Source organism: Aminipila sp. (assembly GCF_032051575.1).
In the GTDB taxonomy this organism is placed as follows: domain Bacteria; phylum Bacillota; class Clostridia; order Peptostreptococcales; family Anaerovoracaceae; genus Aminipila.
On the sequence record NZ_DAMBYD010000002.1, the window covers coordinates 63,527 to 84,829 of the forward strand.

A 21,303-nucleotide genomic window follows, 5' to 3' on the forward strand; every position below is an offset into this window, starting at 1 on the left:
AATATGAGTGTAGTAATAGTAGGCGGTAACGAAAGAATGGTTACACAGTATAAAGGGATTTGTAAAGAATTTGGGTACAAAGCAAAGGTCTTTGCTAAAATGACAACAGACTTTAAACGAAAAATAGGGACTCCTGATTTAGTAATCTTATTTACAAATACTGTTTCACATAAGCTGGTAAACAGTGCAGTTCAAGAGGCACTAAGATGTAATTCAGACGTGATACGCTGTCATAGCAGCAGTTCATGTGCATTAAAAAAAGCGTTGGAATATCACTGTAGTGGAAATTGTCAGGAATGTGAGATGTTAAACTGTGATTTATCATGATTTAGTAGACAGTATTGTAGCAGCTCTGGAGGCTAGAGACCAATATACAGCAAATCATTCAAGACGAGTAAGTGATATGACTGAGCAAGCTTGCATTTGCTTAGGTATGGCAGAAGAAGATTATGAAAATATTCACATGGCAGCACATGTACATGATATTGGAAAAATAGGAATTCCAGATGCTATCCTCTCAAAACCAGATAAGCTCAATGACGAAGAATGGTCGTATATAAAAATGCATCCTCAAATTGGAGCTGATATTTTAAGCAAGTCCAAAACATTGCAGCCGCTAGCAGAAATTGTATTACACCACCATGAACGCTGGGATGGAGGAGGCTACCCATCAGGGCTGAAAAAATCTGATATTCCATGGGGAGCAAGGATTATTGCAATCTGTGATTCCATTGATGCAATGATGAGCAACCGGGTGTATAGGAAAGCCTTAACATCAGAACAATGCAAAAGGGAAATGGCAAAATTCTCTGGAAAATTGTATGACCCACAAATTGTACAATGTGTAGTAGAACATTGGGATAAAATAGTAGAGCCAATATATATAAATCAGCAAGAGTTATGAATACTATGCAACATAAATCTGAAAAAGCTTTCTATGATAGTTTGATATATCATAGAAAGCTTTTGTAATAATAAACTTGATATTATAGTCGTATTAGTGACATCCACCACCGCATCCACCACCGTGGCTTCCGCACTGTCCACCTTGATGATTATGATCATGTTCACCACAACTATGGCCCTCACCGTGTTCATGATGATCGCAAGTAGGTTCATCAGTAGATTGAAGTTTACCAGTCAGGAATAAATCTATCTGTTCATCAATATCACCAGAAACTCCAGCAACGACTTTAATTCCAGCCTCTGCTAAAGCTGATATAGCACCGCCGCCAATGCCTCCACAAATTAAGGTAGATACATTGTTTTCAGCAAGAAAACCGGCTAATGCACCGTGACCTCCACAATCAGGAGTAACTACATCCTTTTTTACAACTTTACCTTTTTCAATTTCAATTATTTCAAACTGTTCAGAATGACCAAAGTGCTGAAATATCTGTCCATTTTCGTAAGGCACGGCTAATTTTGTATTCAGGCTGCTTTCAATGAAATCAGCTAAACCGTCTAGCCAAGTTCCATCAAATAATTCAATCATTCCCTTATCAACCGCAGCAGCCAGCTTAGGATTTATGGGTAGTCTTGAAACGTTCTTAATGTTGTATTCGTTTGCAACTTCATCAATGTGGCTTTCACCAAAAATAGGATATTGTTTGCCACAATCAGGACATGTAAAGTAGGACATGTTTTCAACTATACCCAGGATAGGTACATTCATCAATTGTGCCATTTTTACAGCTTTACCAACAATCATAGACACTAATTCCTGAGGGGAAGTAACGATGACAATTCCGTCCACAGGAAGTGATTGAAATACTGTTAGAGGAACATCGCCGGTTCCTGGAGGCATATCAATAAACATGAAGTCTACATCCCCCCAAATAACATCTGTCCAGAATTGTTTTACAGTTCCAGCAATGACAGGACCTCTCCAGACTACAGGATCTGTATCATCTTCAAGTAGTGAATTTACAGACATCGTTCTGATACCTGTTTTAGAGTCCACAGTCAGAATACCAGCTTCTGTGCCTACAGCTTTTTCGTTTAGACCAAAAGCTTTTGGTATAGAAGGGCCTGTGATGTCAGCATCAAGGATTGCAGTAGAATAATCACGTCTATTCATAGTAACTGCAAGAAGAGAAGTGACTAAAGATTTTCCTACACCACCTTTACCACTAACAATTCCAATCACTTTTTTTACACTGCTTAATTCGTTGGCTTCTTCAAGGAAGCTCTGAGGAGCTGTTCTGTCTCCACAATCTGAACCACAGTTTCCACATTCATTTGAACAATCACTCATATTTTTATCTCCTTTAATCTATAGTTTTCTAATTTTTATAAAAATTATTAAAACATTAAATGGTTGAATGACATCTTTGATGACATTTTTTATTGCAACCGTGTCCACAACCTGCCTCAAAATTCTCACAGAGCATATAATCTCCGCCTGTAATGATTAATCTTTTACCATGAACAAGGGAGTCAGCTAGTTTTTTTCGTGCTCCATTATATATACCCTGCACAGTGGTGCGTGCAATACCCATTTGTATGGCACATTCCTCCTGTGTGCATCCTTCTAAGTCCATAAGTCGAATCGTTTCATATTCATCGACAGACATTTGGACTGGTGGGCAATCTATTGGAGGCATAGAATCGCAATCCACATTTATATTTTTATTAGAACAAATGGGACCAAAGCATTCAGTTATAGGCATGCAGCAGACACGTCTGAACTTGCGCGGCCTAGGCATAATGTACCTCCTTTAAATTTAAGATGTTTCCGACATATGTCGCCAACTAGATTTATCATAACACTCTTTGAGCAGATGTCAATAAGTAAAAACAAATAATTGATACTATAGTTGGACAGTGTTATTATTGTAGCAAAGACAAAGAAAGGGTTGTTACATGATTAAATTTGAAACAGTTTTAAATGCCATGGACGAAGGTGTCCTTATTGTGAATGATGAGATTAAAATAGTTTATTTTAATAATGCCTATGGAAATTTTATTGGGCATACACTTGAAGAGGTGAAGGGCGCATCTTTGACTGACATTCGTCCAGGTGCCAGAATGCCAGAAGCATTAAAAAACGGAAAACCCATGGAGGTAGTTTTCAGAGAAGAAAAGGGAGAAGAATATTTTGCAAACATCTATCCCATTTTTGACAACGGAAAACTAAAAGGTGGTGTTTCAACTGTTACCTATTTAAAAAATGCAAAATTTATCATGGACACTTTAAAGGAACTGGAAAAAAAGCAGGCAGATTTAAAAGAAAGAATGAGACAAACAAATGGCACACGATATGTCTTTAAGGATATTATATGTGAAAGTCCCAAATCTATTCAATGTATTGAAGATGCTAGAAAACTTGCAAAATCAGATATTCCAGTACTTATACATGGTGAAAGTGGATGTGGCAAAGAACTGTATGCCCAATCCATACACAATGAAAGTTTACGAAGTGAATACCCCTTTGTAGCCATTAATTGTGCGGCCTTAAATAGCAGCATCCTTGAAAGCGAACTTTTTGGATATGAAGAAGGCGCTTTCACTGGGGCTAAAAAAAATGGCAAACCAGGAATCTTTGAAATCGCTGAAAAGGGGACTATATTTCTGGATGAAGTGTCAGAAATGGATTATATTTTGCAGGCTAAGCTGCTTAGAGTGCTTCAGGAAAAGAAGATTAGACGTGTGGGGGGGACGGCAGAAATAGATATAGATGTAAGAATAATCTGCGCCTGTAACGTTGATTTACTGAAGTATATAGAGGAAAAAAAGTTTAGGAAGGATTTATATTATAGAATTTCTACTTTTCCGCTATTTTTACCGCCGCTTAGAGAGCGCAGAGAAGACATAATTCCTCTTATGGAAAAACATTTAAAGGTGCTTGGCATTCAGCAAAAAAGAGAATTATCCATCAGTGAAGAAGCAAAGCAGGCTCTTTATGTTTATGACTGGCCAGGTAATGTAAGAGAATTGAACAATGTATTAGAGTATAGTGCAGTTGTTTGCCGTAACAATGAAATAGGAGATTCTAACTTACCACCTTCGGTTCTTCCGACTATTGACAAATCAAATTATAAATTCAGGCCATTGTCAGAGGCTATCCGTATATTTGAAAAAGAGCAGATAAAACAAGCTATGGATATTTATGGAGATACAGTAGAAGATAAAAAAAATATTGCAAAAAAATTAGGAATTTCATTAGCTACACTTTATAATAAATTAAATAATTAACAAGGAATAAATAAGCAATTTCTAAAATTATAGAAATTGCTTATTTATTTCTAGAATTTTAGAAACAAATAGAGGCATAGTCATAGACTATTGATTTATAAAAAATAGTAATAGAAAATTCTAAAATTTTAGAAATAGTACAGTCGTGGGAAAAGAAAAAATACGTCAAATGCTGAGCTTTTCAACAATACTAAACTTGGCACATGAATTGCTATATATGACAGTATAAGGGTGAAGCATCGATGGCCAGGATGAATACATCTTTATGCGAAATATTTTTATAAAAGAAAAGGAGAACGATTATGTCATTAGCACTGATTGGATTTTTAACAATTGTTATTATGTTAACATTAATTATGACCAAAAAGCTACAGACACTTCTTGCACTTATTATTGTACCAATTATAGGCTGCCTAGTCGCAGGTCAGGGTTCACAGTTAGGCACTTTTATCACAGAAGGTTTACAAAATATAGCTCCAACCGGAGTAATGTTTATTTTTGCTATTTTATTCTTTGGAGTTATGTCAGATGCAGGCACATTTGATCCGATTGTAAAAGGAATTTTAAAAGTGGTAGGAAAGGATCCAGTAAAGATTTGCATTGGAACTTTCTTACTTGCAGCAATTGTTCATTTAGATGGTTCAGGAGCAGTAACTTTCCTGATTGCAATTCCTGCATTATTACCCCTTTATCAAAAGCTGGGGATGAAAGCCACCACGCTTGCAACATTAGTAGCACTTGGTGCAGGTGTTATGAACATGCTTCCTTGGGGAGGCCCTACCATAAGAGCTATAACAGCTATGAAATCGGATATTAATGGTGTATTTATTCCAATGCTTATTCCAATGGCAGTTGGTTTCATTGTAATTCTTGTTATGGCAGTGTTTCTTGGAAAATCTGAAAAGAAAAGACTGGGTGAAACTTTAAATGATATTGATTTAGACGAACTCGACCAGGAAGAAACTCCAGAAGATGTAGCTTTAAAAAGACCTAAATTATTTGTTGTAAATCTTATTTTAATTGTGCTGGCAGTTTTTGTTATGCTTAAGTCAATTTTACCTCCAGCAGCAGTATTTATGATTGGAACTGCCCTTGCACTAATTATAAACTATCCTGATATGAAAATTCAGAAAGAAAGAGTCGATGCTCATGCAAAAGCTGCGCTAATGATGGCTTCCATGTTATTTGCGGCAGGTTCATTTATTGGGATTATGCAGGGCTCAGGAATGCTTACAGCAATTGCTCAGACTATTGTTACATTTATTCCAGCATCCCTTGGTGGATTCATTCCAATTTTAGTTGGTATATTGGGAGTACCTTTAAGTTTAGTTTTCGATCCGGATTCCTATTATTATGGTGTACTACCTGTACTATCTCAGGCAGTAGATATGATGGGCGGAGATCCACTTTCTGTAGCAAGGGCCTCTATTGCAGGTCAGATGACTTTAGGATTCCCAATCAGCCCGCTTACAGGTGCAACATTCTTGCTTACAGGGCTCGCAGGAATTGACCTTGCAGAGCATCAGAGAAAAACTCTGCCTTTAGCATGGGGGGCATCTATTGTAATAGTAATCGTTGCAGCTATAACTGGAGCTATAGCATTTTAGGGGATAGATAATTTGGTACTGTCTGGCAGTTAATGTTTGGACAGCAGAATTTAAGGAGATAATAAAAATGAAAAAAATCAGAATTGGAAGTGGAGCTGGATATGCAGGAGACCGTATAGAACCAGCAGTAGAACTGATGGAAAAGGGCAATCTTGATTACATCATATTTGAATGCCTGGCTGAAAGGACGATTGCAATCGGCCAACAGGATAAAATGAAGGACCCCCAAAAAGGATACAATCAGTTGCTGGAAGCAAGAATGAGAAAGATTCTTCCTCTTGCAAAAAAGAACGGCATTAAAGTTATTACAAATATGGGTTCGGCAAATCCTCTTTCAGCGGCAGACGTGACGGTTACAATCGCTAAAGAGCTTGGTGTAAAAGGACTTAAAATTGCAGCAGTGACAGGTGATGATATTTCTGACAGCATTACAAAGTATTATGATAATGAGGTTCTTGAATTAGGATGCCCTCTAGGAACGATAAAGGAATCTATTTTATCTACAAATGTTTATTGTGGAGCCGATGGTATTATTGAAGCTTTAAAGAATAATGCCGACATTATTATTACTGGTAGAGTTTCTGATCCAGCACTTGCTATAGGACCCCTTGTTCACGAATTTGGATGGAATGTTAAGGATGACGCTGACAAGATGGGGCAGGCAGTTTTAGTAGGGCATCTGCTTGAATGTGGTGGTCAGGTAACCGGAGGATATTATGCGGACCCTGGATATAAGGATGTTCCCAATTTAGAAATACTTGGATTCCCCCTTATTGAAATTGATGAAACTGGTGAATTTATAGTAACTAAAGTAGAAGGCTCTGGAGGAATGGTGACAACCGACACTTGTAAGGAACAGATGATTTATGAAATTCATAATCCAGAAAAATATATGACTCCAGATGTTATTGCAGATTTTTCACATGTAACTTTTACACAGATGGAAAAGGATGTAGTACAGGCGGCACATGCTACTTCACACGGCAGGCCAGAAACACTAAAAGTTAGTGTTGGATACAAAGACTGCTTTATAGGAGAAGGTGAGATTAGCTATGGTGGATTAAACTGTATGAATCGAGCAAGATTAGCAGCAGATATTGTCGAAAAACGTCTAAAGCTAATAGGCGTTGAGATGGAAGAATACAGAACAGACTACATTGGATATAATTCACTATACAAAAATGATATTTCTAATAAAATAGCTCCTGACCATTTTTCTGAAATTCGAGTAAGATGCTCAGGAAGAACAAAAGATAAGGCAAATGCAACATTGATTGCCAATGAAGTAGAAGCATTATATACAAATGGTCCTGCAGGTGGAGCAGGTGCTACAAAAAAGGTCTCAGAAGTGGTTTCAATTTGTTCCATTTTTGTCCCAAGAGAAATTGTAGATATAAAAGTGTCATATCAGGAGGTGTAGAAAATGAAATTAAAAGATATTGCACATTCAAGAACAGGGGATAAAGGAGATATTTCAAACATCTCTTTGATACCTTATGATGAAAAAGATTATGAAATGCTAAAGAAAAAAGTTACTCCAGAAAAAGTCAAAGAATATTTTGGAGAAATCTGTAAGGGTGAAGTGGTTCGTTATGATATTGACAGCATTTGTGCTATGAATTTTGTGTTGGATAAAACTTTAGGCGGTGGTGTAACCAGATCGCTTGCCCAAGATAAGCACGGTAAGGCACTGTGCATGGCTCTTATGGAAATGGAAATTTAGAGGTCAGTCTGATGGGTAATTACAATTGACTAGGTCTGATAAAAGTGCTGTTTCGTCATGAAGCAGCACTTTTAAGATTGTAAAAAGTCTATAAAGGCTGTGCAGTTAATCTAATTCAATACTGCTCATTTGATGCATAGATTTTCCCATGGAAGCTGCAATTTCTTGTATTTCAGTATATACGGAGGTTGCGTTAGATGAAAGTTCACCAATTTCATTTGCAACCACTGCGAAGCCAACGCCTGCTTGTCCGGCTCTGGCGGCCTCTACCGATGCATTAATTGCTAATATGCGCTCCATTGAAGCCACACGCTGTAAATCTTTAGTTCTGCTGTTAATAGTTTTTATTGACTGTATAACATTTTGTGATAATTAAACGAAAAATTGATGTTGATAATACTGTAATCCTTATAAAGAGTATAAGCAATGTAAAAAATTGTTATCAAGGTGCATTTTTATAGTCAAGATAGCCAACTGCTCTGTTACGGCCTAGTTCTTTTGCTTTATATAAGCTTTTATCTGCCATATGTATTAAATCTTTGTAGCTGTCCGAGCTGCAGGTATTTAATTCCGCAAATCCAATACTTACTGTAATGATGTTATCAGGGGATTCCTTGAATGAAATTTGCAGATATCTTACCGCTTTTAAAATTTCTTGGCATATTAAGCTGATTTCTTCATAATTATACTTTTGTCCTAAAGCAATAAATTCTTCTCCACCATACCGAAAAATTTCTAAGCCATATCGTTTAAATAACGAAGAAAAACATTTTCCCAATTTTTTAAGACAGGCGTCACCTTTTAGATGTCCATAGCAGTCGTTATACTTTTTAAAATAATCAATATCCAGCATAATTACTACAGATAAAGAATGCAACCCAAAGGTGTCATCCCAATTCTCAATGGTATCTAATAATTTACGGCGGTTAAAAAGAGAAGTAAGTATATCTGTATCACGCTGTTTTGTCAATTTACGCTGCATTTCCATATTCTCCACTCGGATAGAATACATAATCTGACCGACTATAATGCCCATGATACAAAAAACAACGCAATTGGTTATATCAACAATAGCAATCGATAAAGTCTGATATAAATAAGATATAATGCAGAAAACCATAGACATGAAGATTATGATACTATTTATGCGCCATCGTTTATCCAAAATCAGCATAGGAGCCATAAGCAGTAAGCACATAAAGGTAACGGAAGCTGAACTGGGAGGAACAAAAATGCCAAGATATATAGCAGCAATAAAACAATAAATTAAATATATATATGTAATTAGCAAAACTAAATTCCTGTGTTTAGAAGTAATAAATTTTGAAATCAAAAAAACTATCATCGACACCATAGACCCGATACCATAGAAAGGTGTTAATAGATGATCAGAAGTGAGAACACTGATGAAAAACAAAACTGCCCATATTAATGTAACAATAGAGGATAATTGCGTGAGTATTTTATTATTTAGTTTAGATATTTCTTGAAAATTTCGAACAAATATATTATTTTTAATCATTTTAAGTTAGTCCCTTTTGCAATTAGTATAACATGGAGTATATCATTTAAAATCATAGTCTGCAATGAGTGTATTTCTAAATAACGACAAATTTGAAGTATAGGCTGAATAATGATAAAATGATATAATCTACAGTGAATAGACCATATAAAGTATAAGGAGGCGGGCTATGCCTTTTAATTCATTCGAAAATTACCCTATGTCATGGAAACCAGTTATAGACAAGGAAAAGCGTGCGCTTTACAGAACACTGGCCAGTCAGCTGGAAGAGGATATTGTGAAGGGAAAGCTTTTGCCGGGGACAAAGCTTCCACCACAAAGGGAATTGGCAGATTTTTTAGATATAAATGTAAGTACTGTTTCAAAGGCTTTTAAAGTTTGTGAACTAAAAGGCTTGCTTAGTGCAATTGTGGGGAGCGGGACTTATGTTTCTTTTGATGCGTTGTCTAATGTGCGTTTGTTAGCGGAGAATACACCAACACAGATTATTCAGATGGGCACAACCGTACCTGATTATGATGCCAACGAGTTTATTATGCAAATGCTAAAGAAAATGGTAAACGAGCAGGGTAAAGAGAACTTATTCAGCTATGCAAGCCCTAATGATACGCTGTGGCAGAAAGATGCGGCGGTTCTATGGATGAAAAAGTGCGGTTTTGATACAAAAAACAAAAATATCTTATTTGCTAATGGTGGTCAGAATGCGATTGCAGCAATACTCGTTGGGTTATTTAAATACGGTGATAAGATTGGTGTTGCGCCACATACTTACTCAGATATGAAGGCCGCAGCAAATATGTTTGGCATTCAGTTAGTTCCAATTGATTTTATCGGAAAGAAAGATGAATTAAATAGTGAAGCGTTGATATATTCCTGTAAAAAAAATAATTTAAAAGGAATATATATTATACCGGATCATCAGAATCCAACTACACATACCATGTCAATTAAAACAAGAAAAGAGCTGGGGCATATTGCATGTGAGCAGGGGCTAGTCATAATTGAAGATGGCACCTATCATTTGATGAGTACGCCCAAGGCAGCTATAGCTGCCTTTGCACCAGAGAATACAATTTACATTGCAAGTTTATCAAAAGCCATTGCACCAGGGTTAAGGCTGGCATATGTGGCAGCACCAGATCAATATAGAACACAGATATCCAATGCATTATATAATATGAACATAACTGTTTCACCGTTGATGGCCGGGTTAGCTGCTCGGCTGATTATTTCTGGTCAAGTAGAGAAAGTATTAGAAATACATAGGAAAAAGAACGTTCTTAGAAATGAGAAAGTGAATAAGTATTTGTCTGAGTATGATTGCAGAGGAGAAAATACAGGGATATTCCGATGGCTTCTGTTGCCAGAGCAAATGAGTGGCGCTGATTTTGAAGCCCTTGCATTTAAACATGGAGTCCAGGTTTATGCTGCGGAGAGATTTGCAGTTGGAAATACCGTTCCAGAAAGGGCAGTCAGAGTAGCCGTATGTGGTACGGGTTCTATCGAAGAGTTAGAACAGGGACTGAGAATTATAAAGGAGTTACTTGCTCCTTTATAAAGGTAGTATTAAAATAAAATTGTACGCCATACATTAAAATAATTGTATGGCATTTTTTTATGTGCTAATATAACTAATTATACCAAAAAATACAGATTAGGAGGACTACTTGTTTTGAAAAATTTCCGTTTTGCTGTGAAAGAAATCATACCAATCATGTTTGAATACATATTTGTTGGAATTGCTTTTGGTGTACTATTAAATGATGCAGGTTATTCGGCTATATGGGCGTTTATATGTGGCTTTTTTATTTATGCTGGTTCTATGCAGATTGTAATGATATCGCTTATGACATCAGGGGTACCTTTATATATGATAGCAGTCATGACCTTCTTTATTAATGCAAGGCATATTTTTTACGGTTTAGGCTTTGTAAATAAATTCCGTCAAATGGGATGGAAGTATCCATATATGGTATTAACTATGACAGATGAAACTTATTCCGTCCGATGTGATATAAGATATCCTGAAGAGGTGGATGAAGAGAAAGTAGACTTTTATATCGCATTGCTGCCTCATTTACTATGGACTATTAGCTGCACTGTTGGTGCCCTGCTAGGTGAAATGCTGAACTTTGATATGACGGGCATAGAATTTTCTGCAACTGCATTCTTTGTTACAGTATGCGTGAACCAGTGGAAGCAGTTTGGCTCACGTATTCCTGCAATCGCGGGCTTTATTAGTGGTATGCTGTTTTACGTTATGTTTGGTGCAGAGCATTTCCTCTTGCCAGCATTGTCGGTTAGTTTAATTGTACTTATTATAATGAAGGATAGAATAACGTTGCAGATGGGAGGGATGGAGAATGTCAAATAGTGTGATTTACTTTGTGGTTATAATCTCCATTGTAGCCCTGGTAACCTGGCTGACTCGTGCGATTCCTTACATATTATTTGGAGGGCAGAAAGAACTACCTGCGACTGTTGAGTACCTCGGTAATGTCCTTCCGGCTTCCATTATGATTATTTTAGTAATTTACTGCCTTAGAAATATCAATTTAACAGCTTTTCCTTTTGGATTAGCAGAACTGATTTCTGTGGGAGTTGTTATTTTAGCGCAGATTATCAAGAAGGACAGTATTTTAAGTATGGTATTAGGGACTGTCTGCTATATGGTTTTAATCAGAACGCTGTTCGCAGGGTAAAATTGAGTACTATAAAATTTGTGATAAAGAATAAACATCAGAACGCCTATGGGCTAACAAAGGCAGCTGGCTGCGGACTTGTTCCACTACATCTAAGTTTAACTCCTGGATGGTATATCCTTCCTTCTCATCCATTTGATTCAGGATATCACCCCAAGGTGAAACGATAATACTGTGTCCCCAGGAGATGTATTTGGAGGACAGATTACGGGCAGGGGCAGTTCCGGCAACATAAACCTGATTGTCTATGGCTCTGGAACGAAACATTATTTCCCAATGAGCGGGCCCTGTTGTCATATTAAACGCAGCAGGAACCAGAATAATCTTTGCACCTTGATCTACCATAATGCGGGATAATTCTGGAAAACGGAAGTCATAACAGATGCAAAGTCCAATTTTACAAAATTCTGTGTCAAAAACAGTAGGCTGACTGCCAGCGGTCAGAGTGTCTGATTCTTTAAAACTTTGGCCATTTTTTATATTTATATCAAATAAGTGCATTTTTCGATGTTTTGCAATTTGTTCTCCCTGCGGGTTAAATACATATGCAGTATTATAAACATTGCCCTCATCGTCTTTCTCAGGAATAGACCCTGCTGAAAGATAGATATGATATTGTTTTGACAAGGCAGAACAAATACTCCATATTTCCCCCTTTTCTTTTTCTGCAAAAATAGGGAAGCTGGAGGTATTATAGGGGCAGGTAAACATTTCAGGCAAAGTAATCAGGTCGATTCCTTGACTGCAAACCTTATCCATAAAAGAAGATATATACTTGAGAATCTGATTTTTTTCTGGAACAACTTGCGTTTGAAGTTGTGCTATTCTTATAGTATTCATATATTTTACCTCCTGTCTTTTAAACAAATAATATATATATAATTGTATGAAGTCAATTAAAAATAATGATTTGAGGAATGCTATTCATAGTAGCATAAACTTAATAATAATTTAATTTTCCCTTAACACAATAAACATATTCATATGTTAAACTAGTATAGTGATATATATGATGCAAAAAAGGTTTGTTGCCGGATGTGGAGGCAGCAAGGAGAAAGAAGAGGAAAATATGAATAAGAAACAGATAACATTTGAGGACATTAAAAATAGTGTAGAGATTTCTACCTATATCAAAAAGGGAAATGACCTACTAGGAGCAATAGGCTTCACTGAACATGGATTTGCCCATGCAGGAAAGGTAGCTGAGAGAGCAGCAGAAATTTTGACTGTTCTAGGTTATGATGAGAGAACCATAGAGCTTGCTAAAATAGCAGGATATATACATGACATTGGAAACTGCATAAACAGACATGACCATGCGCAGAGTGGGGCGGTTATGGCCTTTAGGATCTTAGATCGTATGAAATTTGATGCGGAAGAACTGGCAGACATAATTGGAGCTGTGGGTAATCATGATGAAGGCACAGGTATTGCATTTAGCCCGATTTCAGCAGCGTTAATCTTAGCAGATAAGTCAGATGTAAGAAGAAGCCGTGTCCGCTATAAGAACAGAAATGAAGAAAAATTATCAGAGGACATACATGATCGTGTAAATTATGCGGTGCACCATACCCACTTGACCGTTAGTACTGAAGAAAAGTCCATATTACTTGAACTAAATATTGATACTGAAATTAGTGCAGTGATGGAATACTTTGAAATCTTTCTAACAAGAATGGTGATGTGCCGTAATGCCGCTCAGTTCCTAGGGTTATCCTTTGAATTAAGTATTAACAACATTAGGTTGTTATAAATTCATAAAATGTTATAAAACTGGTCTTTGATTCATACAGGGGCCAGTTTTTGTTTAGTTGAAATAGTATTTTGATTTTGATATACTTAAGCCTATATAAAGTAATTGAGGAGAAGAATATGAGCAGTAGAAAAGAATCTATATTGAAGGAAAGGGACAGCTTTAGCACGAAATTTGGTTTTGTTATGGCTTGCATTGGTGCTTCAGTAGGAATGGGTAACATCTGGCTCTTCCCGTATAGAGTGGCAGAATTTGGTGGAGCGGCGTTTTTAATTCCATATTTTATATTTGTGGTGATATTAGGATTTACAGGTTTAATTGGTGAAATGGCATTAGGACGTGCTATGGGAACTGGACCTATAGGCGCTTTTGAAAAAGCTTTTAAACAGCGAGGGTGGAAAGGCGGCGCAATAGTTGGATTTATTCCCACAATTGGTTCCTTAGGTATCGGTATCGGATATGCTGTGGTTATAGGATGGATTCTAAGGTATTTGGTTGGAGCCATTGCAGGGAATTTTATTGCGGAAGAAAGTGCTGGTGCGTATTTTGGGGCTATTGCAGGGAATTTTGGTAGTATACCATGGCACATGATTGGACTTGTAATAACTTTCATATTTATGATATTTGGTATTTCAGGTGGAATAGAAAAAATGAATAAAGTATTAATGCCGATTTTCTTTGCATTATTTGTAATATTGGCTGTGAGAGTGTCATTTTTAGAAGGGGCAGCAGGTGGATATGCTTATTTATTTTCTCCAAAATGGAGTGCTTTGGCCAATCCCAAGACTTGGGTATTTGCATTAGGACAGGCTTTCTTTTCTTTGTCTTTAGCAGGCTCAGGGACCTTAGTTTATGGCAGTTACTTGAAAAAGGATGCAAATGTTATACAATGTGCCACCAGGGTTGCATTCTTTGATACCACAGCAGCTCTTCTGTCTGCTTTGGTTATTATACCTGCAGTATTTGCTTATGGCTTAGAAATGGGTGCAGGCCCTGGATTATTATTTATAACAATGCCAGAGGTATTTAGAGATATACCTTTTGGACAGATTGTTGCAATTGCTTTTTTCTTTGCAGTCTTCTGTGCGGGAATTACTTCACTTGTTAATTTGTTTGAAACACCTGTTGAAGCTATTCAGGAACGAATGGGCGTAAGCAGGCCTATGGCTATAGTCATTGTAGCCATTATTGCATTTGGAGCAGGTGTGTTTATTGAGGGCGATCTGCTTTCGCCTTGGATGGATATTGTATCGATTTACATAGTGCCTATGGGAGCTCTTTTAGCTGCACTTGTTATGTTTTGGGTTTGCGAGCCGTGGTTTGCCAGAGATCAAATTCAGCTGGGTATCCAAAAGAGAATCGGTGGGTGGCTGGAACCAATGACAAAATTTGTCTTTTGCGGAATTGCAATCATAGTTTATATTTTAGGTTTGGTATATGGCGGAATTGGTTAAAATTAATAGCATGATAGAACAAAATAAGATATAGAGTTTAATTTTTAGGAGGATAATATAAATGAAAAACAGACAGATTATTATGAGTCAGGTAATGCTTCCGAATCAGGCTAATGTAGCAGGAAATGTACACGGTGGCGAGATCATGAAGTTTATGGATACAGCAGCTGGGGCTGTTGCAATGAGATATGCTAAAAGCAATTGTGTAACAGCAAGAGTGGACGAGTTAGAATTTCATCTGCCTATTTTTGTAGGGGCTTTAGTTACTTGTACAGCTACAGTAGTATATGTAGGAAAAACCTCAATGGAGGTATTTGTAAATGTGGAAGTGGAAGATTTAGAATCCAATAATGGTCCACAAAAAGCATTATCTGCATATTTTACTATGGTGGCAATGGGTAGAAACGGAAAACCTCAGTCTGTTCCAGAATATATCCCACAGACAGAAGAAGAAATTCAGCGACACGAGGAAGCTAAAATTAGGATTGAAGAACATAAGGCAAAGAAAAATCGATTAGCATAATAAAATTGGAAGTGAAATTGTGAACAACAAACTTCGTTTTGAAAAAAGGATAATACAGATATCTATGGCAGGAAGTACTCTTTTTATGATAGCAGAAGGTATCATGGCGTACATTACCAGGTCAAGTTCTATTTTGATGGACTGTATATTTGATACTGCAGATTTAATTATGATAGGACCTTTTTTACTGCTAATACCACTATTGTATAAGCCTGTTACGGAAAAACGTCCGTATGGATTCTCACAAGTAGAATCTCTTTTTGTTATTATAAAATGCAGCATTTTACTTGGAGTCACAGCCCAGTTGGTCTTTTATAGCGTGCAGATCATAATAAAAGGTGGAAATCATGTAAATGCAGGGATTGTTGCAGCGTTTGAAATGTCTTTATCCATGGGATGTATAGTGATTTATGCTATTTTAAAACATTACAATAAAAGTTTTTCATCGCCCTCTATTAAAGCAGATCTCTATATGTGGAAAATAGACATTATAAGCAGCCTTGGTGTAGGGCTTGCTTTTATTGCTCAAATAATGTTGAAAGAAACAAATTTAAATTGGTTTATTCCATATATTGACCCATCTATAGCAATTATTATGGCCATTGGGTTTACCATCGAACCTTTTAAAATGATTGTTGAAGGAATTAAAAGTTTAGTACTTTTTGCCCCAAAGATGGAAATAATGGATCATATAAGGGTTGTAGTGAATAAGCATTTTGAGGATTATCCATACACTGTAAGCTTCTTGGATGTAATTCAGACAGGAAGAAAGGCATGGGTGGAAATATATATTAAGAGTGAAAGTGATATAGTAAAAATCAGTCAGCTTAAAAAGGCTCATGATGAAATCAAAAAAGAGCTAAGAGAAAGTTTTGATCAAATATATGTTGAATTAATACCAGAGAGTTTTGAATAGATAAAAAGATGAAGTTAATAGGAGCAGAATATGAGTAAAATATTATATTTAGAGTGCTATTCAGGTATAAGTGGGGATATGACCGTTGGTGCATTATTAGACTTAGGTGCTGATCAAAAGGTACTTGAAGAATCACTTGGAAGTCTGAACTTAGAAGGGTATCATCTTCACTTTGGACGAACTAAAAAGTGCGGAATAGATGCCTTTGATTTTGATGTACATTTACAACATGAGCATGAACATCATCATGACCATACACATGAAGAACATCATCAACACCAACATGGTGAAGAACACGAGCATCACCATGAACATAGAAATATAAACGATATTTATAAAATAATAGGCCAGTTGAAGGCTAGCGAAAAAGTAAAAGCGTTAGCACAAAGGATGTTTGATATTGTTGCAGAGGCAGAAGCAAAGGCTCACGGAATTCCTACGGAAGAAGTCCATTTTCATGAGGTTGGGGCTATTGATTCTATTATAGATATTGTTGCTGTGGCTGTGTGTATCGAAAACCTTGGCATAGATCAAGTAATTGTTTCCCCCTTGTCAGAAGGGCATGGCTATGTAAAATGCCAGCATGGTGTAATTCCAGTTCCGGTTCCTGCAACCGTCAATATTGCGGCGGAACATTCCCTGGTACTGAAGTTGACGGATAATGAAGGGGAGATGGTTACACCAACAGGTGCCGCTATTGCCGCAGCGTTAAATAGCGGCAGATCTTTACCTGCCAGTTATACCATATCCCAAATTGGTATTGGTTCAGGAAAAAAGGACTTTAAGAATGCCAATATATTAAGAGCTATGATTATTGAAGAGGTTGTAGCGAGTAATAGCCATGCAGCTTCAGTTAAAGGATCAGATCAATTATGGCAGCTAGAGACCAATATTGACGACTGCAGTGGAGAGGCCATGGGATTTACCTTAGAGTGTTTATGTGAAGCTGGTGCTGCAGATGCGTGGTTTACACCAATATATATGAAGAAAAACAGACCAGCATATCTACTCCAAGTACTTTGCACATATGAGCAGATGGAGCAAATGGAGAATATTATTTTTGCACATACTACAACTGTGGGAATACGTAGAATCCAGGTAGAAAGAACCATCCTTGAACGTGAGATAAAACAGGTTAAGACTCCTTATGGAAACGTAGCAGTAAAGGTATGCAGCCATAAAGACAACACTTATTTTTATCCTGAATATGAAGATATTAAAAGAGTTTGTTTAGAACAACATAAGAATTACAAGGATGTTTATCAGGAAATAATCAGACATTGTAAATAAGAATAAAGCAGCAGCTATGATGGTGAAAAACATAAATTTACCATTTTGGCTGTTTTTTTATATAATAGAAAATATCGTGGCCAAGCCACATTTTTTATATACAGAAAATGGATATTAAATAATTCATAATTGTTAATAAACCGTTAATAAATAAGATATATAATATTAAACATCATGTTTTAGAATGAATATTGTCAAAGAGCTTAAGCAATAATTTGATAAAAAGAATTGTCCATTGAAAGCAAGGACTAGAGATTAGAATAAAAAACCATAGGAGGGTATTGGGATGAAAAATTTAAACTTTAAAGGGAGAAAGCATGCAGTAACTGCTACTTGTCTGCTGGTAGGGATGTTTGTGCTGACTTCGGCGGCATATGCAAATTATGATGATTCAAGGGGATATACGAGCTACAAAGATGCGGTTAAAGATTTAGCTTTTTACCAAGATAACTTTTCGGCAGATGGGGAAATGTCCATACTAGTTGATGGCGAAAAGATGGCAACCATTAAAGGGGCACTTAAACTAGATGGCGATGATTATTATATACGCACAGTAAGTGAAGCTAGTTCAAAGAAGGAAGGCAGTAAGTCTGAAAGTATACAAGTTTATAAAGACGGAAAAGCTTATTATTACTCTCCAGATTCAAATTCTTATTGGAAGTCTGAAGGGGCTGAAAGCCTTAGACCTGACATGAGCGATCCAGCCGTGAAGAAAGGGATTAAATTTGCAGAATTATTTGCAGATTCTATGGTAGGAGATTTAAAGAATAACTTTGTGCTGGCATCTAAAGATGGTGACAACAGAACCTATTCAGTAAATGTTTCAGGTAGTCAGATTCCGGAGGTTGTAAATGCAGGTATCTCATTGATGTTTACAGCGGCTAACAATGCTGATAGGTCACAGTCCTCATATGTAACTTATGAAAGCTACGAAAAGACACTGGCAGCTTATTATGAGGCGCAGACTGGAAAAAAATTAGCTGACGATTTTTATGATGAGACTAACGATGAATCAAATAAAGTTTTAAAAGATTTCGATAAAAAATACAGTGATGTTTTAAAATCAAAAGGGAATACTGGCATACTTTATGTAAAGGCAGATGGAACTTATGATTACTATAAGACTTATGCTGAATATGAAAAAAATGTTAAGCCAAGCAATGTTGCAACAAATGATATTATGGCTATGTTAGGAACTGATCCTTATATTGACAGTGCAGCCAGCACTTTTACGCTTGATAAAGATGGCAAACTAGTTTCAGACCAATCGGAGGCTACTATGACAGGTGTGGATAGCAAAGGCAAAAAGCACACCATCACTATGAAGGTTGCCTACAATATATCCGATTATGGAACAACAAAGGTTGATACCTTTGATACAAATGGAAAAACTGAACAAAAATAAATGAAATGAATAATTTTACTAAGCTGGCAGGGCTGTAATCAGACCTGCCAGTCTTTAGTTATTAGGCTTTTGTTTTTGTTATATATTTTAAAATCGCAATAGGTTATAATTGTTAATAAACAGTTAATAATTTAGATATATAATGTTAAAAACTATGCTTTAGAATAAATATTGTCAGAAGGTGCTGAGCACGGTAATCTAGATAAGGTTTACAGCTGCAGCCCAGGGACAGGGATTAAAATAAAAGACAATAGGAGGTATTGGGATGAAGAAATTTACTTTTAAAGGAAGAAAGCATGCTGTAACAGCTACGTGCCTTATTGCAGGGATGTTTGTGCTGACTTCGGCAGTATATGCAAACTATGATGATTCAAGAGGATATACAAATTATAAAGATGCGGTTAAGGATTTAGTTCTTTACCAAGACAATTTTACAGTAGATGGGGAAATGTCTGTATTAATTGATGGTAAAGAGATGGCAACCATGAAAGGGAATTTTAAACTGGATAACGATGACTTTTACTTGCAGACCGTAAGTGAAGACAGTTTTAGTGAAGGGGATAACAAGTATGAAAATATACAAGTTACAAAAGATGGGAAGGAATTTTCTTATTATCCGAAAACAAATTCTTATACAATATCTGAAGCCTCTAATGATTTCAGACCAGATATGAGTGATCCGACAATGAAGAAAGGCGTTAGATTTGCGGAGTTGTTTGCAGATGCGATGGTAGGAGATCTGAAAAATAATTTTGTGTTGTCCTCCAAAGAGGGAGATAACAGAACTTATTCGGTAAACGTTTCAGGAAGCCAGATTCCGGAAGTAGTAAATGCAGGAATATCACTTATGTTTACCGCAGCAAATAATCAGGATTATTCAAATTATTCAGCTATAGAATATGAAAATTATCAAAAGACTTTTGCGGCTTACTATGAAGAACAGACCGGTAAGAAAATGACTGAGGACATGTATAATGAATGGAATGAAGAAATAGAAAAAATAAATGAAGATTTTTATGGGAAATATGAGGATGTTTTAGAGGCAAAAGGGGATGTTGGAATCGTATATGTAAAGGCTGATGGAACTTATGAGTATTACAAGACTTATGATGAATACAACAAAAACGTTCAGTCTAATGCTTTTAACGATCGTAATATTATGAAGCTGTTAGGAAATGATCCTTATATTGATAGTGCAGCTTGCAATTTTACACTTGATAAAGATGGAAAAATCGTTTCAGACGAAATGGAAGCATCTATGACAGGAGTGGACAGTCAGGGTAAAAAGCACACAATTACTATGAAGGCAAACTATAAGGTATCTGATTATGGAACAACAAAGGTTGATGCCTTTGATACAGCAGGCAAGACTAAAACAAACTAAGATGAACTAGTATATTTAAGCAGGTGGGCCTGATTGCGGGCCTGCCATGCTTTGGTTATGGTTCAGAGTTTTTAGAAGGGGAAATATAAATGGAAAAAATACTTGAAGTGAATAATCTAACAAAACTTTACAAGAATGGGAGAGGCGTTAAAAATATAAATTTTTCCATTGAAAAAGGTGATGTTGTAGGGTTGCTTGGACCAAATGGATCGGGCAAAACTACAATTATGAAAACCATTATGGGGCTGGCACATGGCAGTGAGAATAGTGTCACAGTATTTGGAAATGATGTAGAGATGGATGTAGAAACAACCTTGAAAGAGGTAGGGGGATTAATTGAGCGGCCGGCTATTTTTGAACACTTGTCAGCTAGAAATAATTTGAAGATGATGGCAAGATATTATCCAAATGTAGATGATGCCAGAATTCAGCATGTACTGGAAGTGGTAAGAATCAGTCAATACCAGAAAGAAAAGTGCGGAAAGTTTTCATTAGGTATGAAACAACGACTGGGATTAGCACTTGCTATACTATCAGATCCAGAGCTGGTTATACTGGATGAACCTACAAATGGATTAGATATTGAAGGAACGGTAGAAATAAGGGAAATCATAAAAAAGATGGCAGCAGAAAAAGGAACGTCGTTTTTAATTGCCAGCCATCTTGCACCTGAGATTGAAAAAACCTGCAATAAGGTAGCTATTGTTCATGATGGAGAATTATTATCCTTTGAGACAATGGATGAAGCATTAAGGTTAAATCCTACTTTAGAAGACTATTTTTTGTCAAAAGTAAAAGACAAGAGAGGCTCGGTAGTGATTTAGCCA

22 protein-coding genes are annotated in these 21,303 nt (G+C 36.5%); 17 read left to right on the forward strand and 5 right to left on the reverse strand.

Annotation, left to right across the window (positions count from 1 at the left end):
• Positions 1-3 precede the first annotated feature (3 nt).
• Positions 4-327, forward strand: coding sequence for a DUF2325 domain-containing protein (locus RTW14_RS02495; protein WP_312647996.1), 324 nt, complete (start codon positions 4-6; stop codon positions 325-327).
• Positions 314-904 carry an HD-GYP domain-containing protein gene (locus tag RTW14_RS02500; RefSeq protein ID WP_312647997.1) on the forward strand — a complete coding sequence of 197 codons (591 nt, stop codon included), beginning with the start codon at positions 314-316 and terminating at the stop codon, positions 902-904. The genes RTW14_RS02495 and RTW14_RS02500 overlap by 14 nt, the downstream gene beginning before the upstream one ends.
• A 93-nt stretch (positions 905-997) precedes the next feature.
• Here RTW14_RS02500 and RTW14_RS02505 read toward each other — a convergent pair whose 3' ends face one another.
• Together RTW14_RS02505 and RTW14_RS02510 are read right to left on the reverse strand one after the other, a co-directional pair.
• On the reverse strand, positions 998-2,257 hold the full coding sequence (locus RTW14_RS02505; RefSeq protein WP_312647998.1) for a P-loop NTPase: 1,260 nt from the start codon (positions 2,255-2,257) through the stop codon (positions 998-1,000).
• 55 nt (positions 2,258-2,312) lie between these two features.
• A complete protein-coding gene (locus tag RTW14_RS02510) occupies positions 2,313-2,708 on the reverse strand; it encodes a DUF134 domain-containing protein (protein ID WP_312647999.1) in 396 nt (131 codons plus the stop codon).
• Between the two features lie 157 nt (positions 2,709-2,865).
• Between RTW14_RS02510 and RTW14_RS02515 the strand changes: the two genes are divergently transcribed.
• From RTW14_RS02515 to RTW14_RS02530, 4 genes are all read left to right on the forward strand, one after another.
• A complete protein-coding gene (locus tag RTW14_RS02515; RefSeq protein WP_312648000.1) occupies positions 2,866-4,197 on the forward strand; it encodes a sigma-54 interaction domain-containing protein in 1,332 nt (443 codons plus the stop codon).
• Between the two features lie 302 nt (positions 4,198-4,499).
• Positions 4,500-5,804 (forward strand): CitMHS family transporter, encoded by a 1,305-nt coding sequence (locus RTW14_RS02520; RefSeq protein ID WP_312648001.1) that lies wholly within the window; start codon positions 4,500-4,502, stop codon positions 5,802-5,804.
• 67 nt (positions 5,805-5,871) lie between these two features.
• The gene (locus RTW14_RS02525; RefSeq protein ID WP_312648002.1) at positions 5,872-7,224 is read left to right on the forward strand and encodes an acyclic terpene utilization AtuA family protein; all 1,353 of its coding nucleotides are present in this window, start codon (positions 5,872-5,874) and stop codon (positions 7,222-7,224) included.
• A 3-nt stretch (positions 7,225-7,227) separates the two neighbouring features.
• A complete protein-coding gene (locus RTW14_RS02530; protein WP_312648003.1) occupies positions 7,228-7,527 on the forward strand; it encodes an AtuA-related protein in 300 nt (99 codons plus the stop codon).
• 105 nt (positions 7,528-7,632) lie between these two features.
• On the opposite strand, the gene RTW14_RS02535 is transcribed toward RTW14_RS02530, so the two are convergent.
• Positions 7,633-7,884, reverse strand: coding sequence for a methyl-accepting chemotaxis protein (locus tag RTW14_RS02535; protein ID WP_312648420.1), 252 nt, complete (start codon positions 7,882-7,884; stop codon positions 7,633-7,635).
• Positions 7,885-7,969: 85 nt separating this feature from the next.
• The gene (locus RTW14_RS02540; RefSeq protein ID WP_312648005.1) at positions 7,970-8,818 is read right to left on the reverse strand and encodes a GGDEF domain-containing protein; all 849 of its coding nucleotides are present in this window, start codon (positions 8,816-8,818) and stop codon (positions 7,970-7,972) included.
• Positions 8,819-9,218: 400 nt separating this feature from the next.
• On the opposite strand from RTW14_RS02540, the gene RTW14_RS02545 reads away from it, so the two are divergent.
• The 3 genes from RTW14_RS02545 (at position 9,219) to RTW14_RS02555 (ending at position 11,751) form a co-directional block, all read left to right on the forward strand.
• Positions 9,219-10,607, forward strand: a complete 1,389-nt coding sequence (locus RTW14_RS02545; protein ID WP_312648007.1) for an aminotransferase-like domain-containing protein — start codon at positions 9,219-9,221, stop codon at positions 10,605-10,607.
• A 114-nt stretch (positions 10,608-10,721) separates the two neighbouring features.
• Entirely contained in the window at positions 10,722-11,423 is a 702-nt protein-coding gene (locus tag RTW14_RS02550) for an AzlC family ABC transporter permease (RefSeq protein WP_312648009.1), read from the forward strand.
• Positions 11,413-11,751 carry a branched-chain amino acid transporter permease gene (locus tag RTW14_RS02555; protein WP_312648010.1) on the forward strand — a complete coding sequence of 113 codons (339 nt, stop codon included), beginning with the start codon at positions 11,413-11,415 and terminating at the stop codon, positions 11,749-11,751. The genes RTW14_RS02550 and RTW14_RS02555 overlap by 11 nt, the downstream gene beginning before the upstream one ends.
• Before the next feature lie 9 nt (positions 11,752-11,760).
• Here RTW14_RS02555 and RTW14_RS02560 read toward each other — a convergent pair whose 3' ends face one another.
• Positions 11,761-12,591 (reverse strand): carbon-nitrogen hydrolase family protein, encoded by an 831-nt coding sequence (locus RTW14_RS02560; RefSeq protein WP_312648011.1) that lies wholly within the window; start codon positions 12,589-12,591, stop codon positions 11,761-11,763.
• 229 nt (positions 12,592-12,820) lie between these two features.
• Between RTW14_RS02560 and RTW14_RS02565 the strand changes: the two genes are divergently transcribed.
• From RTW14_RS02565 to RTW14_RS02600, 8 genes are all read left to right on the forward strand, one after another.
• The gene (locus RTW14_RS02565) at positions 12,821-13,504 is read left to right on the forward strand and encodes an HD domain-containing protein (RefSeq protein ID WP_312648013.1); all 684 of its coding nucleotides are present in this window, start codon (positions 12,821-12,823) and stop codon (positions 13,502-13,504) included.
• 119 nt (positions 13,505-13,623) lie between these two features.
• Positions 13,624-14,958 (forward strand): sodium-dependent transporter, encoded by a 1,335-nt coding sequence (locus RTW14_RS02570; protein WP_312648015.1) that lies wholly within the window; start codon positions 13,624-13,626, stop codon positions 14,956-14,958.
• A gap of 61 nt (positions 14,959-15,019) precedes the next feature.
• The gene (locus RTW14_RS02575; RefSeq protein WP_312648017.1) at positions 15,020-15,481 is read left to right on the forward strand and encodes an acyl-CoA thioesterase; all 462 of its coding nucleotides are present in this window, start codon (positions 15,020-15,022) and stop codon (positions 15,479-15,481) included.
• A 19-nt stretch (positions 15,482-15,500) separates the two neighbouring features.
• Positions 15,501-16,397, forward strand: a complete 897-nt coding sequence (locus RTW14_RS02580) for a cation diffusion facilitator family transporter (RefSeq protein ID WP_312648019.1) — start codon at positions 15,501-15,503, stop codon at positions 16,395-16,397.
• A 30-nt stretch (positions 16,398-16,427) separates the two neighbouring features.
• Entirely contained in the window at positions 16,428-17,687 is a 1,260-nt protein-coding gene (larC, locus tag RTW14_RS02585) for a nickel pincer cofactor biosynthesis protein LarC (RefSeq protein WP_312648020.1), read from the forward strand.
• Between the two features lie 286 nt (positions 17,688-17,973).
• Positions 17,974-19,092, forward strand: a complete 1,119-nt coding sequence (locus RTW14_RS02590) for a hypothetical protein (protein WP_312648022.1) — start codon at positions 17,974-17,976, stop codon at positions 19,090-19,092.
• Between the two features lie 265 nt (positions 19,093-19,357).
• The gene (locus RTW14_RS02595; protein ID WP_312648024.1) at positions 19,358-20,476 is read left to right on the forward strand and encodes a hypothetical protein; all 1,119 of its coding nucleotides are present in this window, start codon (positions 19,358-19,360) and stop codon (positions 20,474-20,476) included.
• A gap of 89 nt (positions 20,477-20,565) precedes the next feature.
• Entirely contained in the window at positions 20,566-21,300 is a 735-nt protein-coding gene (locus RTW14_RS02600; protein ID WP_312648026.1) for an ABC transporter ATP-binding protein, read from the forward strand.
• Positions 21,301-21,303 lie beyond the last annotated feature (3 nt).

What these genes read in the sequence shown, in the direction of transcription:
- RTW14_RS02495 (WP_312647996.1), top strand. Translation starts at nt 4, where the DNA reads ATGAGTGTAGTAATAGTAGGCGGTAACGAAAGAATGGTTACACAGTAT.
- RTW14_RS02505 (WP_312647998.1), bottom strand. Translation starts at nt 2,257, where the DNA reads ATGAGTGATTGTTCAAATGAATGTGGAAACTGTGGTTCAGATTGTGGA.
- RTW14_RS02510 (WP_312647999.1), bottom strand. Translation starts at nt 2,708, where the DNA reads ATGCCTAGGCCGCGCAAGTTCAGACGTGTCTGCTGCATGCCTATAACT.
- RTW14_RS02515 (WP_312648000.1), top strand. Translation starts at nt 2,866, where the DNA reads ATGATTAAATTTGAAACAGTTTTAAATGCCATGGACGAAGGTGTCCTT.
- RTW14_RS02520 (WP_312648001.1), top strand. Translation starts at nt 4,500, where the DNA reads ATGTCATTAGCACTGATTGGATTTTTAACAATTGTTATTATGTTAACA.
- RTW14_RS02525 (WP_312648002.1), top strand. Translation starts at nt 5,872, where the DNA reads ATGAAAAAAATCAGAATTGGAAGTGGAGCTGGATATGCAGGAGACCGT.
- RTW14_RS02530 (WP_312648003.1), top strand. Translation starts at nt 7,228, where the DNA reads ATGAAATTAAAAGATATTGCACATTCAAGAACAGGGGATAAAGGAGAT.
- RTW14_RS02545 (WP_312648007.1), top strand. Translation starts at nt 9,219, where the DNA reads ATGCCTTTTAATTCATTCGAAAATTACCCTATGTCATGGAAACCAGTT.
- RTW14_RS02555 (WP_312648010.1), top strand. Translation starts at nt 11,413, where the DNA reads ATGTCAAATAGTGTGATTTACTTTGTGGTTATAATCTCCATTGTAGCC.
- RTW14_RS02560 (WP_312648011.1), bottom strand. Translation starts at nt 12,591, where the DNA reads ATGAATACTATAAGAATAGCACAACTTCAAACGCAAGTTGTTCCAGAA.
- RTW14_RS02565 (WP_312648013.1), top strand. Translation starts at nt 12,821, where the DNA reads ATGAATAAGAAACAGATAACATTTGAGGACATTAAAAATAGTGTAGAG.
- RTW14_RS02570 (WP_312648015.1), top strand. Translation starts at nt 13,624, where the DNA reads ATGAGCAGTAGAAAAGAATCTATATTGAAGGAAAGGGACAGCTTTAGC.
- RTW14_RS02575 (WP_312648017.1), top strand. Translation starts at nt 15,020, where the DNA reads ATGAAAAACAGACAGATTATTATGAGTCAGGTAATGCTTCCGAATCAG.
- larC (WP_312648020.1), top strand. Translation starts at nt 16,428, where the DNA reads ATGAGTAAAATATTATATTTAGAGTGCTATTCAGGTATAAGTGGGGAT.
- RTW14_RS02590 (WP_312648022.1), top strand. Translation starts at nt 17,974, where the DNA reads ATGAAAAATTTAAACTTTAAAGGGAGAAAGCATGCAGTAACTGCTACT.
- RTW14_RS02595 (WP_312648024.1), top strand. Translation starts at nt 19,358, where the DNA reads ATGAAGAAATTTACTTTTAAAGGAAGAAAGCATGCTGTAACAGCTACG.
- RTW14_RS02600 (WP_312648026.1), top strand. Translation starts at nt 20,566, where the DNA reads ATGGAAAAAATACTTGAAGTGAATAATCTAACAAAACTTTACAAGAAT.